This window comes from Arthrobacter sp. Soil_C_49, assembly GCF_057656635.1.
In genome coordinates this window covers 465,660-485,631 of record NZ_JBDGJZ010000002.1, presented here as the reverse complement: position 1 = coordinate 485,631, position 19,972 = coordinate 465,660, and the positions used below count along the sequence as shown (strand labels likewise).

The following is a 19,972-nucleotide window of genomic DNA, read 5'->3' as shown; positions in this document are numbered from 1 at the left end:
CGGATAGACCTGGGCGGACGTCCGGCGACCGCCTTAGCGGCTGACCTTGCCCATCAGGGACGCGATGGGGCGCAGGAAAATGGGGCGGGCCAGGAACCATGCCGCCACCATGACCACCACCGAGGCCAGGAAAACCCAGAAGCCGAACCAGCCGTCGCCGTCCTGGGCGCCGTACATGTGGTTGAGATTGCGCAGCGCCCCGGTGGCGAGCACCAGGAAGACGTGGACCACAATAAAGGCGACAAAGTAGATCATCACCGGGAAGTGCACTGCGCGGGCCCATTCAATGGGGAAAGCCTTGTTGAGGCCGGCCGCCTTCTTGGGCCACGCCGAGGACATGCGCAGGCCGGTGATGAAGGACAGCGGCGCGGCGATGAATACCGTCACGAAGTACGCCAGCAGCTGGAGCGCGTTGTAGTTGATCCAGCCATTCTCCGTGGGCCAGTCCAGCGACGCGTACTGGAGCGCCGCCGAGAGCGCGTTGGGGAACACGTCCCAGCTCGTGGGCACGATCCGCATCCACTGACCGGTGGCGAACAGCAGGACGGCAAACACCAGGCCGTTCAGGATCCACAGGGCATCCAGCGTGAGGTGGAACCACAGCTCAAGGCTGATCTTGGTGGGCGGGTTCTTTGTCTTGATGAAGCCCTTGTTGTTCCGGGTCCAGTGGCCGCTGGGACGCGTGGTGGTCCGCACCTGCCAGCCGGTCCGGATGATGAGCAGCAGGAAGAACGCGTTCAGGAAATGCTGCCAGGCCAGCCAGGCGGGAAAGCCTTCGGGCGCCCCTGCAGGAAGCTCCGAGTGCCCCGGGTAGTCGGTGACGAAGGAAGCGACGGCGGGCAGCCCCATCAGCCACTTGGCGACCAGCACCACCAGGACCAGCGCCACGAGGACGGCGGGCACACCCCAATAGAGACGGGACCGCTTGCCCGCAACAGTGCCGGGCTTCTTCGTGGGTGTGGACATCGAGCAACATTCCTCTCGAGAATGACGTGGTGCTCACGATCTGTGAGGCTCTGCGAAAGAGAATACTAGGAACTGCCGGCAATCAAGGAAAAAAGAAGACCCCGTCCGGCTTGTCTGCCGGTCGGGGTCTTCACATAAGTTGCGGGGACAGGATTTGAACCTGTGACCTCTGGGTTATGAGCCCAGCGAGCTACCGAACTGCTCCACCCCGCGTCGCAGAATCAACACTACCCTACTTTTGCGGCGGGTTTTGCCACGCGCCTTTTCTTGGGCCCCCATCCCGAAGCGCCATCGTCTTTGGCGAAGCTTAAAGCAAAAAGTCCGGACACTGTTTCCAGTGTCCGGACCTTTTCTCCAGTTGCGGGGACAGGATTTGAACCTGTGACCTCTGGGTTATGAGCCCAGCGAGCTACCGAACTGCTCCACCCCGCGTCGCAAGAACTACTCTACCGGGAGGTGAACAGCAGGCAAAATCGGGAGGGCGTGATCTCCGTCTCGCCGGCCCGGCACCCGCTCCGGATGAAGCGGGTGCCGGCTGCCGCCGTCGTGATCAATGACAGCCGATCAGCTGCTCGGCGAGGGCGACGGCGTTGCTTCCGGAGTTGCCGTGGACGCCGGCGCCGGGGTGGCCTCGGGGGCCGCCACCGGGATCTTCGCCTCTGCCTGGGTGGCCTTCTCCAGGGCCGCCGAGAGCCGCTTCTGCGCCTCGCCGTAGCCGGCGAAGTCGCCGGCAGCGAGTGCGGCCTGTCCGGCCTTGATGGCATTGTTGGCCTCGTCGAGGGCTGCCTTCAGCTCAGCCTTGGCGTCCGCTCCGGCCGGGGCGGCAGGTGCACCCGGATCAACAGGCGTCTGGCCGTTGTTGTCCGAGTCGCCGGCAGCTGCCCCGGAATCCCCTCCGAAGAGCTGCTTCAGCGCCTCGTCCAGGGTGGGGGCGAAGCCAACCTTGTCGCCGAACGCCACCAGGACGCGCTGCAACGTGGGGTAGGACGTCTCACCGGTGGACTTCAGGTAGACGGGCTGGACGTAGAGGATGCCGCCGCCGACAGGAAGCGTCAGCAGGTTGCCGTTCAACACGTCCGAGGCGCCCTGGCGCAGCAGGTTCAGGGCCTGGGACACCGTGGGATCCGAGTTGAACTTGTTCTGCGCCTGGCCGGGGCCGGGGACCTGGATCTCCGGCGGGATCTGCAGCAGCCGCAGCTTGCCATAACTGTCGGCCTTCACTCCGGCCTGGTTGCCGGCATCCGAGTCGGCGGCCAGGAACCCGTAGAGAACGTTCCGCGCGTTTCCGTTGACGATCTGCGGAATGTACGACGACGTCAGCTGGAAGGCAGGCTTGTCCTGGTCCGGCATCTGCAGCGACATGTAGAACGGCGGCTGCTTGACGTCGGTGTCCACGGTAGGATCCGCCGGTACGCTCCAGGCGTCATTGGTCTTGTAGAAGCTGGAGGGGTCAGTGACGTGGTACTGCCCCAGGAGCTGGCGCTGGACCTTGAACAGGTCCTCGGGGTAGCGGACGTGGCTCATCACATCGCCGGACATTTCAGAGTATGGCTTCAGCGATGTGGGGAAAACCTTCTGCCAGGACTTCAGCAGCGGGTCCTGGTCGTCCCACGCGTAGAGGGTGACCGAACCGTCGTACGCATCCACCGTGGCTTTGACCGAGTTCCGGATGTAGTTCACCGTGCTGTTGGGCAGGGCCACGGCTCGGCCCGAGGTGGTCTGGGTGTCCTCGGTGGCGTTGGACAGCTGTTCCTGCTGAGAGTACGGGTAGTACTGGCTGGTGGTGTAGCCGTCCACGATCCACTTCACGCGCCCGTCCACCACGGCCGGGTACGCGTTGCCGTCCACCGTCAGGTAGGGGGCCACCTTCTCCACGCGCTCACGGGGATTGCGGTCGTACAGGATCTGGGACTCCGGGTTGACGCCGTCCGAAAGCAGCAGGTCCGACGACTGGAACTTGATGGAGTACAGCACCCGGTTGAAGAAAGTCCCGACGTTGGGTCCGCCGTTGCCTTCGAAGGTGTACTGGGTCTCCCCCTCCCCTTCGCGGCCGGAAGGCCTGTCCTGCTCACGGGCAGGGGCACCCTCCGGGGCGCCGACGATGGAGTATTCCGGCGAGGACTCGCCAAAGTAGATCCGGGGCTGGTACTTCGAATCATCGCCCAGCACGCCCGTTGACGGGATGCCTGACTGCAGGAAGTCCGGCTTGCCGTCCACCGTGAACTTGTTGCCCTTGGCTGCCACCACACCATAGCCATGGGTGTACACCACGTGCTGGTTCAGCCAGCCCTGCTGGTTGGTGGCAACGTTGGTGGGGTTCAGCTCACGGACAGCGATCACGGTGTCCTGGATCTTGCCGTCCACTTCGTAGCGGTCCACGTTCAGGGCTTCCGGGAACTGGTAGTACGGCCGGTACTGCTCCAGCTGGGAGAACGCATCCGAGATCAGGTTCGGGTCCAGCAGGCGGATGTTTTCCGTGGTCTGCGCATCCGGGGCAAGCGCGCCGGTGCTCGCAGTGTTGGTTGCGTCATAGCGGCTCACCTGGATGGCATCGAGCCCGTAGGCCTTGCGCGTATTGTCGATGTTGCGCTGGATGAATTCCTTTTCCAGCGTCTCTTCCGAAGGGCGCACCTGGAACTGCTGGATCACCCAGGGGTAGACACCGCCGGCCAGGATTGACGTGATAACCAGCATGGCGGTGCCGATGACGGGCAGGCGCCACCGGCCGATGACTGCGGCCACAATGAAGAGGACGGCAACCAGCACGGCAGCCACCGCCAGGATGGCTTTGGTGGGGATAACGGCGTTGACGTCCGTGTAGAGCGCACCGGCCCAGCGGCCGCCGTTACCCTGCACAGCTGAGAAACGGTCCAGCCAGAAGTTGATGCCCAGGAGCACCAGGAAGGCAGCGCCCGCGACGGCAATGTGGATCTGCGCGGCACGGCTGGTGAACACGCCACGCTCCATCAGCCTGATGCTGCCGTACAGATAGTGGGTGAGGATTCCGGCGATTCCGGCGATAACCACCACGCTGATCAGGAACCCGGTGATAAAACCGAGGAACGGCAGGGTCATCAGGTAGAAGCTGATGTCCATGCGGAATTGCGGATCCTCCTGGCCGAACGGCTCCTGGTTGAAGAACAGCAGGACCTTCTGCCACTGGCTCGCCGCGGCGCTGCCGGCGAACAGGCCAAAGAGGACGGGCAGGCCCACCATCACCACGCGGCGGACAGGTTCCAGCTGCGCCTGGTAACGGTTGAGGTTGTCGCGGATTTCCGAATCCGGTGCATACACCGGGCGGGACTGGTACGCGATGCGGATGGCGAAGAAGACCGCAAGGAACATCACGGCGAATCCGGCCACGAAGATGCCGATCCTGGCCAGGTTCTCGGTGAGGAACACTTCGATGAAACCGAGCTGGCGGTACCAGAGGACATCGGTCCAGACGTTTGCGAAGAAGATGAAGCCCACAACCACTAGGGCAACAACAATCAGGGTGGGCGTCAGCGCGCCGCGTCTTGACGGGGGTCTACCTGTGGACATGGTGCTGGCGGGTCGGGACAAACTCGGTACCTCATAGCTGGTCGGTCAGATGATGCGTAGCGTGCGTGCGAGCGACGTCCTTACCGGTCAAACGCTGGTTCAGCCGTCATAATTGCCACGAGTGGCGGTAGAGCTTAGTTCCTGCCCAGTCTAGTTGTTTGTACACGCCGGGAGGCCGGATGTGTCCTGGCCGGACCCGGCGAGTTCGACGGCGTGCCTCGCCTCTGCGAGGTTCTCCACCTTGACCACCTGCAGCCCGTCCGGAATGTGTCCCACCACTTCCCCGCAGTTGGCAGCGGGCGCGAGGAAGAGTGTGGCTCCCCCCGCGTGGGCCCCCTGCATCTTCTGCCCGATCCCGCCGATGGGCCCCACGGTGCCGTCCGGGGAGATGGTTCCGGTCCCCGCAATGTGCTTGCCGCCGGTCAGGTCGCCCGGCGTGACGGTGTCGATGATGCCCAGCGAGAACATCAGGCCGGCGCTGGGCCCGCCCACTTTGTCCAGCGAGATCTTCACGTCAAAGGGAAAGGTAAACAGGTATTTGAGCATCACGCCGAGGATGAAGCGCCCTTCGCCGTTGTCCTTGGGCGTAATGTCCTGGCTGACCTCCTGGCCGTCCCGTTCCACGACTACAGTGGCGGGCGCGCCTTTTCCTGCCGCCAGTTCCTCCTGGATGACGGCCAAGGAGGTGATCTCCTTGCCGTTGATCGTTTTGAGGATGTCCCCCGGCTCGATTTTCCCGGCCGCGGCGGAACCCTCGGAGAGGCCTGCTGCCTGCAGCTGCTCCCCGAACGGGATGTCCAGCTCGTTGAGGGCCGACGCCACCGCGTTCTCCTGCGAGGTGGTCATGGCCACCGAACTCTGCTCTTCCGCCTCTTCCTTGGTGGTGCCGGTGGGATAGATCATCTCGACGGGATACACCGCCTTGGAACGGTCGAGCCAGGCGGAGAATGCGCCCAGGATGCTCACCGGACCGTTGGGGCCTCCGTCGACATAGACAGTGGTCAGATCAAGGTTGCCCGCTGCCGGATAGGTTTCCCGGCCCGTGACGCTGATGACGGGGCTTCCCTGGCTCTGGCCCAGAGTGTTAAAGGTGGGGCCGGGCGATTCAACAACATACGGCACCGGCAGGGTGCCCACCGCGATGCCCAGGCCCAGCGCGGCCACGCCTGCCACCATCATGGCCGAGACTTTCGGGTTCCGGGGCTCGGGCCCAGTCAGAACCTCTTCGGTTCCCCGGAACGGACCGGCCGGCGCAGCGGCGGGTGCGCTGCCGGCGTCGTACTTATCTTTTTCCGCTTGCCAGGGGCCGGGCTGGAGTTCCTCGGCGTGGTCCTCGGAGGGGTGGCCCCCACGGGTTGTAGTCACTGAACCAACACTACGCGGTGGCCGGCGGCTGCGGTTCTTTGCCTACAGCGAACGGCAACGCAGCGCGGCAGACAGCCGACCGGCACCGGGGTACCGTGAAGGTTGAGCACCAGTCACACCGACGATCGGCGGGATCATGACCTCCAACCCACTTAATCCGTCCAACGGCGACGATACGCCCAAGGACCCGTTGACAGAGATGCTGCAAAACCTCATGGGCGGCAAGGGGATGGAAAATTTCGACCCCGCCGAACTGGCCAAGGCAGCAGGCCTTCCCAACGACCCCAACCTGCTGGCCCAGATGTTCTCGCAGGTCCAGGCCATGATGAGCGCACCGTCCGAGGGGCCCGTGAACTGGCAGCTTGCCCACGAGAACGCCCGGCGGGTGGCAGCGTCAAGCGCCGACCCGTCAGTGACCTCGCAGCAGTCCCGTGAAGTGGACGAGGCCCTGCGGCTCGCTGAACTGTGGCTTGACCCCGTCACCGATCTTCCCGGCACCGGCCTGATCGGCCGGGCCTGGTCCCGCGCCGAGTGGGTGGAGGCCACGCTGGGTACCTGGAAGAGGCTGACCGAACCGGTGGCGAACAGCATTGCCAATGCGCTCTCGTCCGCCATGACGGAGCAGATGCCTGAAGAGATGAAGTCGATGATGGGCGGGGCATCGTCCATGCTCCAGAACATGGGCGGCGCCATCTTCGGCATGCAGCTGGGCCAGGCCATTGGTGCCCTCTCCCAGGACGTGGTCAGTTCCACCGACATCGGTGTGCCCCTTGCCGACCTTGAAATGGCACTGCTGCCCGTGAACATCGCGGCCTTCGGCGAAGGGCTGTCCCTGCCCGAAAACGACATCCGGCTCTTCCTCGCCGTCCGGGAAGCTGCCCACGCAAGGCTCTTCGTCCAGGTCCCGTGGCTCCGGGGCCACCTGTTGGGCGCCATCGAGGCCTACGCCCGCGGCATCCACATCGACACGTCCCGCATCGAAGAACTGGCCAGGGACCTGGACCCCAGCAATCCCGAGGGCATCCAGGAAGCCCTGTCGCAGGGTGTGTTCATGCCCCAGCGGACTCCTGCCCAGGACCAGGCGCTGGAAAAGCTGGAGACGGCGCTTGCCCTCGTGGAAGGCTGGGTGGACGAGCTTACGGCGGCCGCCACCGAGAAGCTGCTGCCCTCCGCCGGAGCGCTGCGGGAAACCGTACGGCGCCGCCGGGCTACCGGCGGGCCGGCAGAGCACGCCTTCGCCGCCCTGGTGGGGCTGGAACTGCGTCCCCGCCGCCTGCGGGAAGCCGCAACACTCTGGGCCACTTTGAAGGAGGAACGCGGCATCGAAGGCCGCGACGCGATCTGGCACCACCCCGACCTCCTGCCCACCGCCGAGGACCTGGACGATCCGAAGGGCTTCAGCGGACGCCGCAAGCTGGCCGAGGCCAGCGACAGTGAAGTGGATGACGCCCTGCAGAAGTTGCTGAGCGGCGGGTTTGACGAGTCCCCGTCGGCCGGGTCGGAAGAGTCCGGCGGCGCGGACGGCGAAGGCGGCAAGGACGGCCAGAATGGCCCGGACGGTGCGCCGAAAAGCTAAGCCGGCCTAGTCGGCGTCGCCGGGCCAGGTTTCATCCGGCCAGGGTGCCTGTCCCGGTGGGACGGCACCCTGGCCGTCCGGCGCTTTGCCGTCCTTGAGGCCGCGGGCCATGGCATAGGACACTCCTTCCAGGAAGGCCCTCGCCCGCGCCGTTTCGGGGTAGGCCTCCAGCAGCTTCCAGAACGCCGCGTTGTGCCCTGCCACCAGGAGGTGGGCCAGCTCATGGAGCAGCACGTAGTCGATGACCCACTGGGGCATGGGACGAAGCTTGTCCGACAGGCGGATGGTGCCTTCCGCCGGCGTGGCTGAACCCCAGCGTGAATTCTGGTTGCTGACCCAGCGAACCGACGCCGGCACGGCCCGGCCGCCGAGGTACCTTTCGGAAAGCTGCGCGGCATGGGCGGCCAGTGCGGCGTCAGAGGCGGGGCGCTTCCGGCCGGAAGCTGTACGCCGTTCCCCCTGCTTGTGCAGCTTCGCCAGCATCCGCTGGACCCATTCCTTTTCCTGGGCAGCCGTGAACCTCGCCGGGATGGCCACCACTGCCGTCCCGTTCTCCCAGAACGCGGCGACGGTCCGGGTGCGGCGGGCGGACCGCCGGACCTCGACGGGTGCGCCGTCCGCTGTGGTGATCACAGCGAGGTGCTTTCGACCAGGACCCGGAGGACGTCTTCGCCGTAGCGTTCCAGCTTGGACGGTCCCACGCCGGCAAGTGCGGCAAGTTCCTCCAGTGAGGAAGGCTTTGCTTCGGCAATCGCCGTGAGCGTGGCATCCGTGAACACCACAAAGGCGGGCACGTCAGCGGACAAGGCGGTATCCCGGCGCCACGTCCTGAGCGCCTCGAACGTCTGTTCCTCATAGCTGGGCGGGCAGGCGTTGCACCGGCCCACCTTGCGTTCGGCTCCCGTGCTCAGCATGCTCCCGCAAACCCTGCAGACCGCCGGGGCAGCAGCCTTGCGCCGCGGCGCCGGCCCCTTTCCGCGAATGGTTGAGCCTGCCACGGAATCCGGCCGCAGCCCGTCCAGGAACCTGGAGGGCTTGCGGTTGGCACGGCCGCCGGGAGTCCGTGCCGTGGACCAGGAGAGGGAAAGGTGTTCCCGGGCACGGGTGATTCCCACATACAGGAGCCGCCGCTCTTCGTCGACGGATTCCGGCGTGTCAGCAAAGGAGATGGGCATCAGCCCTTCGCTGAGGCCCACCAGGAACACCGCGTCCCATTCCAGGCCCTTGGCAGCGTGCAGGGACGCCAGGGTCACCCCCTGCACGGTGGGTGCGTGCTGCGCCAGGGAGCGCTCCTGGAGTTCATTCACGAAGTCGGCCAGGCCGAACTCCGGCCCCCGGGACTGGACCAGTTCGTCGGCCAGGGCCACGAGCGCCGCCAGGGATTCCCACCGTTCGCGCAGTGCCCCGCCGTTGTGGGGCGCTGACTCCGTGTAGCCGAGCGAGGCCACGATATCGCGGACCAGCTGGCCGAGTGGTTCCGGGGATTCCGCCGAGACGGCCCGGGTGGCGGCACGCAGCTGCAGGATGGCGTCGCGGACTTCCTTGCGGGCAAAGAACCGCTCTCCCCCGCGCAGTTGGTAGCCAATGCCGGCGGCGGCAAGGGCCTGTTCGTACGCTTCGGACTGTCCGTTGGTGCGGAAAAGGACTGCCACTTCGCTGGCGGGGGTGCCGGCGTCGAGCAATGCCTTGATCTTTTGCGCCACTGTGGCGGCTTCCGCCTCGTCGTCCGAACACTCGGTGAATTGCGGCACGGGGCCTGCGGGACGCTGGGCCACGAGCTGCAGCGGGGCCGCCCACGCGGCGTCAGCCACGGGGCCGCCGCTGCGCCTGCCGGCGAGGAGGTCGTTGGCGAGCTTCACTACCTGCGGGGTGGAGCGGTAGTCCCGGATCAGCTTCACCACATTGGCCTGCGGATAGCGGGCCTTGAATTCCAGCAGGTGCTTCGGGGAGGCGCCGGTGAACGAGTAGATGGTCTGGCTGGCATCGCCCACCACGCACAGCTCGTCCCGGCCGCCCAGCCAGAGCTCAAGGAGCCGCTGCTGCAGCGGGGAGACGTCCTGGTACTCGTCCACCACAAAATGCCGGTACTGCTCGCGGACGGTGGCAGCCACCTTTTCGTCCTCCTGCAGGATGCCCACGGTGATCAGCAGGACATCCTCGAAGTCGATGACGTTGCGGTCCGTTTTGACGTCCTCGTAGGACTGGAAGACCCTGGCGACGGCGGTGAGGTCGAACCCGCCGGGGGTGCCTCTGTCCTGCGCATTTTCGAGGTAATTGGCGGGCGTCAGCATGGATACTTTGGCCCATTCGATTTCGGAGGCAAGATCGCGGATTGACGCCCTGTCCGTGCTCAACCGCAGCCGCCGGGCAGCTTCGGCGAGCATCTGGGCCTTGTGGTCCAGCAGGTTGGGCAGTGTCCCGCCAACGGCCTGCGGCCAGAAGAACTGCAGCTGGCGCAGTGCCGCGGCGTGGAACGTCCGGGCCTGGACGTTGCCGGCCCCGAGGTCGCGCAGCCGGCTGCGCATTTCCGCCGCCGCACGTGCCGTGAAGGTTACGGCGAGCAGCCGCTGGGGTGTGTAGACCCCGGAGTGGACGCCGTAGGCGATGCGGTGGGTAATGGCACGGGTTTTGCCTGTGCCGGCGCCGGCAAGGACGCACAGCGGTCCGTTGAGGGTGCTGGCTACCTCACGCTGTTCGGCGTCCAGGCCGCCGAGGATACGGTCTTCCAGCGAGGCTGCGCTGTCAAAATTCTGTGTAGTCACTTTGCTGCTTTTTCGTCTCGACTACCGCGTGCTGGAGTCTGATGGGTAGATGTGGCTTCAGGCGCCTGCCCGGTCCTGAATACGGCCGCCGAACCAGTGCTCGATGAGGGAGCGGGCGATCGACAGCCGGCTGGAGATGGTGATTTCGCCGGCGAGCACGGCTTCCTGGAGTTCCTCCCGGCTGAACCAGCGCGCCCTGGTGACCTCCACGCCGTCGGGCGTTGCCTCGGCATCTTCGGTAACGGCGGTAAATCCAAGCATAAGGGAGGCCGGGAACGGCCACGACTGCGAGCCCAGGTACTGGCAGGCCTTAACCCGCACCCCGACTTCCTCGTAGATCTCCCGGACTACGGCTTGTTCCAGGGACTCCCCCGGTTCCACAAACCCGGCGAGCGTGGAGTAGTTCCTTGCATCACGTGCCCCGCCCCCGCCCAGGAGCAGGCGGCCGTCCGGGCCAACCACGGTGACGATGATGGCGGGATCGGTACGGGGGTAGTGCTCGGAGGAATCTGCCGGACAACGCCGTACCCATCCCCCGGCTTCGATGTCCGTGGGCGATCCGCAGCGCGGGCAGTGTGTATGGCTGGCGTGCCAGTTGGCGATGGCACTGGCTTCGACGAAGAGGGCCGTATGGGTGGGGGTGAGTCCGGCAGCAACCTCACGGAACCCCGCCCACAGGGCGTCCCGGGGAATTCCGGCTGTTCCGGGCTCCACTGCTTCCGGCAGGACGAACAGCAGCAATTCGGTTCCAGAGGGTAGGTCCGAAGCCGGCAGTGCGGAGCCCAGGTAGACCGTCAGCTCGGGAGCAGTTTCTGCCGCGGCAAGGTCCGCATACAGTTCGCGGGCGCTGCGCATGTACAGTCCGCCCTCGCGGACCAGGCCCTGCCGGCCGGCCAGCACCACGGCCAGGGTTTCGGTGTTGGCCAGGAGGTCCTCCACCATTCCGGGCCTGGCCCGTGCCACGGATCCCCTGTCCACCAGCGCGGGCGGCACCGGGAGGACCGTGTCCATGAGGTGGTTCGCCGGCAGCCGGGCAGGGCTGCCCTGGTGGACCGGTGTTGCAGACTCCGCGTGGCTCATGTGTCCACCGTACTGACTGGGACCGACAAATGGATATTTGGGATTCCCTTCCGGCGTCCCCGGCTGCCGGGCCTACCCTGATTTGGACTCTATCTGAAGACTCGCCGTCCTTGGACCGGTGTCTTGGACGGCGCGCAATCTACCGTGGAACAGTGAGAAGAAAACCGATTGAACTGGCAGCCGTTGCAACCGCGGCAGTCCCCGGACTGACCCCAACGGCCGTTAGCTCTGCCCCGGATGATCCCGCCGACTTCGACTCCGCCCTGCTGCTCGATTCCGAGGGCAAGCGCTGGCGCGTCCGGTCACCACGGCATGCGGAGGCCAGCGCCAGGCTGGAAACGGAATTTCTTGTGCTGCGGGCCTTCGCTCCCGGCATCCGTGCCGAGCTTCCGTTCCTGATGCCCACTGTGGCCGGGAGTGTGCGGCTGGGACCCCTGAGCACGTTTGTCTATTCGCACTTGGCGGGGAGCACCCGCAGCGTTGAGGAACTCACTGCCGGCCCGGATGTCCTGGCCCGCGAAATCGGCGTGGCCCTTGCCGCCATCCATGACCTTCCGCGTTCGCTGGTCAGCAATGCCGACCTGCCCAGTTACACCCCCAACGAGTTCCGGCAGCGCCGGCTCAATGAACTGGACCAGGCGGCCACCACCGGAAAGATCCCCCCTGCCCTGCTGCTGCGCTGGGAACATGCCCTGGAAGACGTATCGCTGTGGCGCTTCAACCCGAGCGTGGTGCATGGCGACCTGCACGAGGACAACCTCCTTGTGGAGGGCCAGCGCGTCACTGCCGTGACCGGCTGGACCGACTTGAGGATTGGCGATCCGGCTGATGATTTTGCCTGGCTTGTTGCCTCGAATGAGCAGGACTTTGTAGATGCGGTCCTGGGCGCCTACACGGCCAGCCGCCGGGACACTCCTGACACCCACCTGCTGCGGCGTGCAGCGCTGTCCGCCGAGTTCGCACTGGCCCAGTACCTGGTGAAGGGTATCGCCTCGGATGACAGCGGCATGATCGCCGAGGCAGAGGACATGCTGGCAACCCTTGCCCGGGACATCGAGGAGCACGGCGGGCAGCCCATCAGCGTGGAACCGCAGCCGGTGGTGGTTGCCCCCGCCACTGGCGGTACCGCGGCCGTTGCCCCGGCTTCCGGCACGGAGCCTGTGGTCAGGGCGGCCGACGCCGGGGCGGCGGGTTCGGTCCCGTCCGTTACGGTGGTGCCGCTGCCCGTCCCGGCCCCGGTCCAGCCGGCGGTCCAGGTCACCCCTATCCCGGTCGAACCCGCGGCGGCCGCCGGCGGGCCGGACGACACGTCCACCGCCGCCATCAGCATCATCGACGTCCCAAAGGACCAGGCCGTCACGAAGGACTAAGGGCAGCACCCACGATCTCCTCCAGCTCCCGGGCTGATCCGAGATCGTGCGGCCGCACCACCTCGTTGTCCGCGACGTAGAAAAACGCTGCCCGGACCTCCTCCAGGGGGACGTCCTTCAACCGCGCCCATGCCAGCCGGTAGACGGCAAGCTGCACGGCCTTTGTTGTCAGCGCGGCAGCGGAGGGCCGCCGTCCGGTTTTCCAGTCCACCAGGTCCCACCGGCCGTCGGCATCGCGAAAGACGGCGTCTATGCGTCCACGCACCACAACGTCACCCACGCGCGTCTCCACCGGCACTTCGACGAACGCCGGCGATCTGTCTGCCCAGGGGGACGCCTTGAAGGTCGCCACCATGGCGTCCAGGTCATAGGCGGCATCGATGTGGTCGTCCGAGCCGGGAGCTTCATCGAGGTCAAGCATGCCTGCGGCGCCGAAGTACTCTTCCACCCATGCATGGAACGCGGTTCCCTTCCGGGCCGACATGCCTGGTTCCCGGGGTACAGGCCTGCGGAGCCTGCCAAGCACTGCCGCGGCGTCCTCCCGCAGTTCCACCAGCGTGGACGCGGAAATGTGTCCCGGCAGGTGCACATCGCGGCCCGCGGACCTCCGCGAGCGGCGTTCCAGCAGCAGCGCCGCCTCACGCGCCCATCCCCGGGCCACCCCGCTGAGCTGCCTGCCCTCGGGTGTGTCACCGTCCCGGTGTGCCCCGGCGAGAGCTGCAGAAGGTTCCTGTCCATGGTTTTCCAGCTCGGCAAGGACCTTGGCTGCAGCGGCCTCCATGGCGCGGCGCCGCCCGGCAGCCAGGCGCAGGCGGTTCCCGGTGCGCGGATCCACCGGCCCCTCGAGGGGATCATAGGGCCAGTTGGCGACTTCGGATTCCAGGGTGAGCGGGCTCGACTCCGGAAGGGTGTCCTCGTCCTGCGACCCCGGATGGACCACGGCGGCGTGGGGCTTTCCGTCCGCTCCGTGTGCCAGCGGCTCAAGCTCCGCGAGGAACGGCGACATCTCCGCACGTCCCGCCCGGGATCCCACCCATGCTGCGCTCGAGACCCACAGCACATGCTTGGCCCTGGTGTACGCCACGTATGCGAGGCGGCGTTCTTCCGACTCCCCGTGGGCCTGGACTGCGGTTTTGAAGTCCTTCTCGGCATCCAGCCAGCCTTTTTGGTCCGGCTGGTCGAGGTCCCATTGCGGAAGGTCGGCCCGGTCCCCGCGGAGCGGCCAGGGCAGGGCCGCGGACCCGCTGCTCCAGCGGGAGTCCCTGTCGCTGGGAAAGGCCCCGGCGTTGAGCCCGGGAACAAAAACAACATCCCATTCCAGGCCTTTGGACGCGTGAACCGTGAGGAGCTGGACGGCTTCCCGGTTGACGTCGGAAGCCGGCGCTTCCAGGCCGTTTTCCTCGGCGGCCGCGGCCTCGAGCCAGGACAGGAAAGCCATGATATCCACCCGCTGGGACGTCCGCAGGAAACCTGCGGCCGCGTCCTGGAAGGCATCGAGGTTGCGGCGGGCCTGGTGGATGCTGATTCCCGGCCGTGCCGCCACCTCGATGTCCAGCAGCATGGCCCGCTCCACTTCACCCAGAAGGGTTGTGAGGTCATCACCGAGGTAGCTGCGGAGCTGCCGAAGCTCGGCTGACAGGCGGGCAAGCCTGCTGCGGGCCGCTGTGCTGAGTGACCGGCCGTTGGCGGACGTCCAGCCCTCCCGGGGCAGCCAGTCCAGGGCTTCCACCAGGCTGGCACCATCAGTCAGGTCTGCCTCGAGGACGGATTCGCTGTCCTCCTCCGGCTGCTCGTCAACGGACCCGTCACCGGGTCCCTGTGCGGCCTGTCCCCGCCGGCGTGCCAAGTGGCTTGACCAGTCACGCAGGGCCATCAGGTCTGCGGGGCCGATGCGCCAGCGTGCGCCGGCCAGGAGCCGCATCAGGGAATCGGAACGGCCGGGGTCTGCCAGGACCCGCAGGGTGGCCACGAGGTCAACGATCTCCGGGGTGTCCAGGAGTCCGCCGAGCCCCACGATTTCGTAAGGGATGCCCCGGGCCTCGAACTGGCGCCGGACAGTTTCCATCTGGGCGCGGCGCCGGCAAAGGACAGCGAGGGCCGGCGGTACAGGGGTTCCGTCCGGTTTTAGTTCAAAGTCGGTCACCCGGTACTTCAGGACGTCGTCGGCCAGCGCGGCTGCCTCGTCCACATCGGTGCCGAACCGTCCCAGGACCACAGTGCCGTCGACAGCGAACGGGCTGGGCTGCAATGGCGGAACATCCGCTGCCGCAGCCCCGGCCCCGCCGGCGGCGCTGCCTCCGCCTGCCGGCCCGCGGGCAGCGGCTGCGCGGCCCAAGGACTCGGACATCACGTTTGCTGCAGCCAGGATGGACCGCCCGTTCCGCCAGGCTGTGGTGAGGTAGGAGGTAGGTGCCGGAGCCCAGTTGCCGGTTGAGTCTGCGGGACCGGTGCGGACAGGGAACTCCCGGACGAAGTGGAAGAGCTGGCCGGCCGAGGCGCCGCGGAACCCGTAGATGGACTGGTTAGGGTCGCCCACCGCAGTCACTGCATGCCCGCCGCCGAAGAGCCGGGAGAAGAGCACCAGCTGCGCGTAGGACGTGTCCTGGAATTCGTCGAGCAGCACCACTTTGTACCGCTGCCGTTCCATCTGCGCCGCCAGGGGAACATCCTGCGCCACCTTGGCTGCGAGCGCTACCAGGTCTCCGAAGTCGAGGGCACCCCGTGCCCGCTTGGCCGCCGCATACCGGCCCACCATGTCCGCCACGCTGGCGCGGGTGCGCAGCATGCCGGCAAGCTCGGCCGCCGCCTGCGGTGGGTTCTTCTTTTTGCCCGCCATGTATGGCGCGGACTCGAATTCCGAAAGCCGGGCCATCAGCCAGGCTTCCACGTCCTCGGGTTCCTGGAGGTGCTCCGCGCATTCGCCGGCGAGTTGGATCACGGCCTTGACCAGGGTGGATTTTGCGGCACGGAAGTGGGCATATTCGCCGTCGTAGGCTTCCACCACTTCGCTGGCCAGCTGCCAGGCCTGGGCGCCGCCGAGGAGGACCACGTCCCGCTCCACGCCGAGCCGCAGGCCGTAGTCGGACACTATTCCGCTGGCGAAGGAGTGGTAGGTGGAGACCTTGGGCTCAAGGGAATCACTCGGGACCGGGTGCTCGGGGAACAGCTCGCGCCCGCCGTCCTGGCCGGCAAGCCGCTGCAGGGCAGCCAGCTTGGCCCGGATCCGCGACGCCAGTTCACCGGCCGCCTTCCGGGTGAACGTCACACCCAGGACTTCTTCCGGCCGTACCCAGCCGTTGGCCACGAGCCAGACCACACGGTCAGCCATGGTGGCAGTTTTACCCGACCCTGCTCCGGCAATGACCAGCCGCGGCGTGAGCGGCGAGCTGATGATGGCTGACTGCTCGGGAGTGGGGACGTTCTTCTCACCCAGCAGCTGGGAGAGCTCCTCCGGCGTGAACCGGGGTTCGGGCACCGTCTGCCCGTCAAGGCTTGGGTCCATGCTCATTCTGTGACCTGCCTTCCCCGCATACAGAGGGGACACACTTCCGGCAGCCGGCAGCCGTGGGCGCCGTGGCTCCCCTTCGAAGGGTCATGCCTCGCCTCGAATACGCTGCCGCCCATAACGGCGGCAGCCTCCCTCACCATGTCCATGGCCCAGTTCTCCTGCGGATCAAGTGGTTCCTGCTGCTGGATGCCGGGACTCTTGGCCCCCGTCCCCAGCTGGGCGAGGACTGCGCCGCCTGGGATATTGGCGGCACCGTCCTCCCCGTTGAATCCGCCTGCGAGGACTGCGGCCTGGTACGCGCCCAGCTGCGGATGCGCCGATAACTCGGCCTTACCCGGCTGGCGCTTACCTGTTTTGAGGTCGATGATGACCAGCCTGCCCTCGGAGTCGATTTCAAGACGGTCCACCTGCCCGCGGAGGACAGCGGCGCGGGCCGGCCCGTCATCAACTTCAACCTCCGGGAGGGCAACGTCGAAGTCCCGTTCCACACCCAGCAGGCTCCTGCCCTCACTCCGCATCACCAGCACATACTGGGCAAGCTTGCGCACCATCGCCTCAGCGCGCTGGTAGTCCAGCCGGCCCTCCCAGTTGTCCTTCATGCCCAGGGCAGGCCAGCGGCGGACCAGTTCGGCGACGTACTCTGCCCCGGACGCATCCGGAAGTTCCTGGGCGATGGCATGGACCAGCGTGCCCAGGCTCCTGGCGAAATCGGTGGCCGCCTCACCGCCGGCTGCCTGCACGAACCAGTCCAGCGGTGACTTGTGGACCGTCTCCACTTTCGACGGCGACACAAAGACCGTTCCGCCCGGCGGGACCACGGCTGCAGAGGATGTCAACGCCGGCAGCGCCCACCAGCTGTCCGGATGCGCCCCGGCCGCCGGCGGCTCCGCAGCCGCGAGCCCGGCGAGAACCGTCACAGCTTCCTGGGCCTCGGCCTCGTGCTTTCCGTCCAGCTGGGCGTACTGGCGGAGTTCGGCCACAAGCGCCCGCAGCGTCATGGGACGTTCCACCGGTGTGAAGGCTCTTCCCTCCTGGCCCGGATCCAGCGGTGCCACATAGTCCAGGAAGGACGAAGGCTGATCATCCTCCGAGGAGACGGCCGTGCAGATCAGGAGTTCGCGGGCCCGTGATACTGCGGTGGAGAAGCTGCGCAGTTCGTCGTAACGGATGTCCCGCAGCCGGCTGAGCGGATCCCGCCGCAGCGCATACCCGACTCCGTGCTCCACAGCATCGGCGTACAGGGTGCTGCCCAGAAGTTCGCCACGGAGCCTGGTGTTGGGCCACACCCCTTCCTGCAGACCCGCCACCAGGACCACCGGCCATTCCCGGCCGGCCGCACTTGCCGGCGTCATCAGCTCGACGGCGTCATCCACCTGGGCCCTGGCAGCCAGGGTGTCCATTGGCAGCTCCTGGTTCAACAGGTATTCCAGGAACTGCTCCGGCCCGGCACCCGGCACCTGGTCGACGTAGCGCTCCGCCGTGTGGAACAGTGCCATCATGGCGTCAAGGTCGCGGTCGGCCCGGGCTCCGTGCGGTCCGCCCGCAAGGGCTGTCTCTGTCCAGGCGGCAGCGAGCCCGGCGGCATTCCACAATGCCCACAGGACTGTTTCCGCGTTGGCGCCGGGTTCGGCGGCGGCCTTCCGCCCCGCCTGGATCATCCTTGCGGTACGGCGTGCGGCCCGGCCCTCCATGCCAAGTGTGGACAGGGCCCCGGGCTCCAGGAGAGCCTCCACGAGCAGGGTGTCGCTGCTGCGGCCCCCTCCCCCCAGAAGCTCTTCGCGCCGCAGCGATTGCCGCAGCCGGCGCAGCTCGATGGAGGTGGCGCCGCCCACCCGCGAGGTGAGCAGGGATACAGCCGTTTCCGGGGTCAGCAGGCCAGGATCAAGGGCAACGGCGAACGCGTCCAGCAGCGGACGCACTGCCACCTCATCCCGGACGGCAGACTCCGCCACGGGAACCCGCACAGGGATCCCCTGGCCGGACAGATACCGCTGCAGTTCGCTGACCTGTGCCCCGTTCCGCACTATCACTGCCATCTCGGACAGGTCCCGGCCGCGGTTGATGTGCTGGTCAAGGATCCGCTGGGCAACGTACCTGAGCTCGTGCACGGGGGACGGCACAAGGTGGGCTTCCACGGCTCCATGCGGCCGGCCCTCCACCGGGTCGAGCCGCCTGGCCAACTGTCCTCCGGCCCGCTGCGAGATCCGGGCGGCAACCCCCAGCCACGCTTCGGCCAGCTCCGGCGCGTGCCGGTGCGCGTACCGGAGGGGACGTTCGAGGACCGGCGCATCCGGCGAGAGCAGCCGCGGAAGTTCAGCCACCAGATCCGGCCGGGCGCCCCGGAACCCCTGGACCACGGTGTCCGGCGAGGAGGCCACATAGCAGTCCTTCCCGCGGGCGATGTCGGCGAGGAGCTCGAAGACGGCGGGGTTGGCTTCCTGGACGTCATCCACCACGATCAGCTGCAATCGCTCGCGTTCGGCGGCCAGGAAGTCAGGGGCGTCCTGGAAGACGTGGCGGGCGGCGGTGATAATGCCGGCAGGATCAAAAGCCTCAGGCATGCGCAGGTCAAGGACGTCGCGGTACTCCGCGTAGAGCGCGGCGGCAGCCGTCCAGTCCGGCCTGTCGCATTGCCTGCCCAGGTCAGCGAGGTCCGGGGCGGTCAGGCCGGATTCGATGACCCGGTCGAAGAGTTGGCGGACCTCGTGGCGGAAGCCGCGCGTCTCCAGGGCGCCGGCGAGATCGCCCGGCCAGGGCAGCTCCAGTTCCGGCAGGCTGTGGCCTTCGAGGAGTTCCTTGATGATGAGGTCCTGCTCCGGTCCGGAGAGAAGCCGGGGCGGCCGGGCAAGGGGCAGCACTCCTTCGGCTTTGGCACGGCGGATCACGTCAAAGGCGTAGGATGCCCACGTTCTGGCGGGGGTGGTGCTGAGGCTTCTGTCCAGCCGGGCCGTGAACCGGTCGCGCAGGGAATCGGCTGCGAGCCTGCTGGGGGCCAGGATCAGCATGCGTTCAGGATCCACGCCATCACGGAAGACCCTTGCGACGGCAGCTTCAATGAGGACAGTGGTTTTGCCCGTTCCCGGTGCCCCCGGCACCAGGACAGGCCCGGATCCGTGCGCGACGTCCACGGCTGCCTGTTGATCGGACGTCAGTAACGGGGCGTCAGCGCGGAGGTGACGCGGCGGCAGGAGCCGGAGCCCCGCGAAGCCTGGGGCACCCTGGTGCCCGGCGTCCCGAGGCAGGATGCCGTCGTCGTGCACGGCTCCGGGCAGGGCATCAAGGCCGGCGTCAGGCTCTGCCTGTTCGCGGTACTCGTCGCGTGGACCTGTAAAAGGAACTGTTACTGTCACGCCGACATTCCATCATCAGCCACCGACAATTGCCGGAGCCCGCGCTCAAGCTGGGCCGCAATTGCGTCGATGTGCTCAAAGTCTCCATCGGTCGGCGCCCACCGCGCGGCCGCGAGGTCCACGCGCCAGGAGCCCTCCCCTGTCCGCAGGTAGGCCTCATATGCGCCAAGGAGGGCCGTTCCCTCCTGCCGGTAGTGGCGGAGGGCTTCCGCAAGATGGCCTTCGGGAGCGTGTCCGCTGGCCTTGAGAATCCGCCACCATGGGACGCCGCTGCCGTAGTGGCTCATGACCGAGCCAACCTGCCTGGGCCCGCCCGAACCCAGGAGTTCGGCGACGTCGCCGTAGGAGACTGCGGACCCTGGCGGAACCAGCTTCACGATGGCCAGTACCGCCTCAACATACTCAATCCGCATTGATCCAATGTTAGCTGCAGTGGCGCTCCCGGGAATTGT

11 protein-coding genes and 2 tRNA genes are annotated in these 19,972 nt (G+C 66.8%); 2 read left to right on the top strand and 11 right to left on the bottom strand.

The features are described from left to right. Nucleotides 1-33 precede the first annotated feature (33 nt). From AC3A4Z_RS05630 to AC3A4Z_RS05610, 5 genes are all read right to left on the bottom strand, one after another. On the bottom strand, nucleotides 34-966 hold the full coding sequence (locus AC3A4Z_RS05630; RefSeq protein ID WP_498710637.1) for a cytochrome b/b6 domain-containing protein: 933 nt from the start codon (nucleotides 964-966) through the stop codon (nucleotides 34-36). A gap of 139 nt (nucleotides 967-1,105) precedes the next feature. Next, nucleotides 1,106-1,179 (bottom strand) — tRNA-Met (locus tag AC3A4Z_RS05625). Nucleotides 1,180-1,324: 145 nt separating this feature from the next. Continuing rightward, nucleotides 1,325-1,398 (bottom strand) — tRNA-Met (locus AC3A4Z_RS05620). 132 nt (nucleotides 1,399-1,530) lie between these two features. Then, nucleotides 1,531-4,509, bottom strand: a complete 2,979-nt coding sequence (locus AC3A4Z_RS05615; RefSeq protein WP_498710635.1) for a UPF0182 family membrane protein — start codon at nucleotides 4,507-4,509, stop codon at nucleotides 1,531-1,533. Between the two features lie 150 nt (nucleotides 4,510-4,659). Next, nucleotides 4,660-5,688, bottom strand: coding sequence for a YlbL family protein (locus AC3A4Z_RS05610; RefSeq protein WP_498710782.1), 1,029 nt, complete (start codon nucleotides 5,686-5,688; stop codon nucleotides 4,660-4,662). Between the two features lie 322 nt (nucleotides 5,689-6,010). Between AC3A4Z_RS05610 and AC3A4Z_RS05605 the strand changes: the two genes are divergently transcribed. Continuing rightward, entirely contained in the window at nucleotides 6,011-7,450 is a 1,440-nt protein-coding gene (locus AC3A4Z_RS05605; protein WP_498710634.1) for a zinc-dependent metalloprotease, read from the top strand. Nucleotides 7,451-7,456: 6 nt separating this feature from the next. On the opposite strand, the gene AC3A4Z_RS05600 is transcribed toward AC3A4Z_RS05605, so the two are convergent. The 3 genes from AC3A4Z_RS05600 to nudC are packed head-to-tail and all read right to left on the bottom strand — an operon-like array spanning nucleotide 7,457 to nucleotide 11,292. Continuing rightward, nucleotides 7,457-8,083, bottom strand: coding sequence for a M48 family metallopeptidase (locus tag AC3A4Z_RS05600; protein ID WP_498710633.1), 627 nt, complete (start codon nucleotides 8,081-8,083; stop codon nucleotides 7,457-7,459). Continuing rightward, entirely contained in the window at nucleotides 8,080-10,212 is a 2,133-nt protein-coding gene (locus AC3A4Z_RS05595; RefSeq protein WP_498710632.1) for an ATP-dependent DNA helicase UvrD2, read from the bottom strand. The genes AC3A4Z_RS05600 and AC3A4Z_RS05595 overlap by 4 nt, the downstream gene beginning before the upstream one ends. Before the next feature lie 57 nt (nucleotides 10,213-10,269). After that, nucleotides 10,270-11,292, bottom strand: coding sequence for an NAD(+) diphosphatase (gene nudC, locus AC3A4Z_RS05590; RefSeq protein WP_498710630.1), 1,023 nt, complete (start codon nucleotides 11,290-11,292; stop codon nucleotides 10,270-10,272). Between the two features lie 152 nt (nucleotides 11,293-11,444). Here nudC and AC3A4Z_RS05585 point away from each other — a divergent pair, with 152 nt between their 5' ends. Further along, entirely contained in the window at nucleotides 11,445-12,662 is a 1,218-nt protein-coding gene (locus tag AC3A4Z_RS05585) for a macrolide 2'-phosphotransferase (protein ID WP_498710628.1), read from the top strand. Here AC3A4Z_RS05585 and AC3A4Z_RS05580 read toward each other — a convergent pair. From AC3A4Z_RS05580 to AC3A4Z_RS05570, 3 genes are read right to left on the bottom strand one after another with little or no spacing between them, the layout of a single operon-like run. After that, nucleotides 12,649-16,170, bottom strand: coding sequence for an ATP-dependent helicase (locus AC3A4Z_RS05580; RefSeq protein ID WP_498710625.1), 3,522 nt, complete (start codon nucleotides 16,168-16,170; stop codon nucleotides 12,649-12,651). The two genes, AC3A4Z_RS05585 and AC3A4Z_RS05580, sit on opposite strands and share 14 nt — an antisense overlap. Further along, nucleotides 16,167-19,520 carry an ATP-dependent helicase gene (locus AC3A4Z_RS05575; RefSeq protein ID WP_498710624.1) on the bottom strand — a complete coding sequence of 1,118 codons (3,354 nt, stop codon included), beginning with the start codon at nucleotides 19,518-19,520 and terminating at the stop codon, nucleotides 16,167-16,169. Before AC3A4Z_RS05575 ends, AC3A4Z_RS05580 begins: the two co-directional genes overlap by 4 nt. Beyond that, on the bottom strand, nucleotides 19,517-19,933 hold the full coding sequence (locus AC3A4Z_RS05570) for an MGMT family protein (RefSeq protein WP_498710622.1): 417 nt from the start codon (nucleotides 19,931-19,933) through the stop codon (nucleotides 19,517-19,519). The genes AC3A4Z_RS05575 and AC3A4Z_RS05570 overlap by 4 nt, the downstream gene beginning before the upstream one ends. Nucleotides 19,934-19,972: the final 39 nt, after the last annotated feature.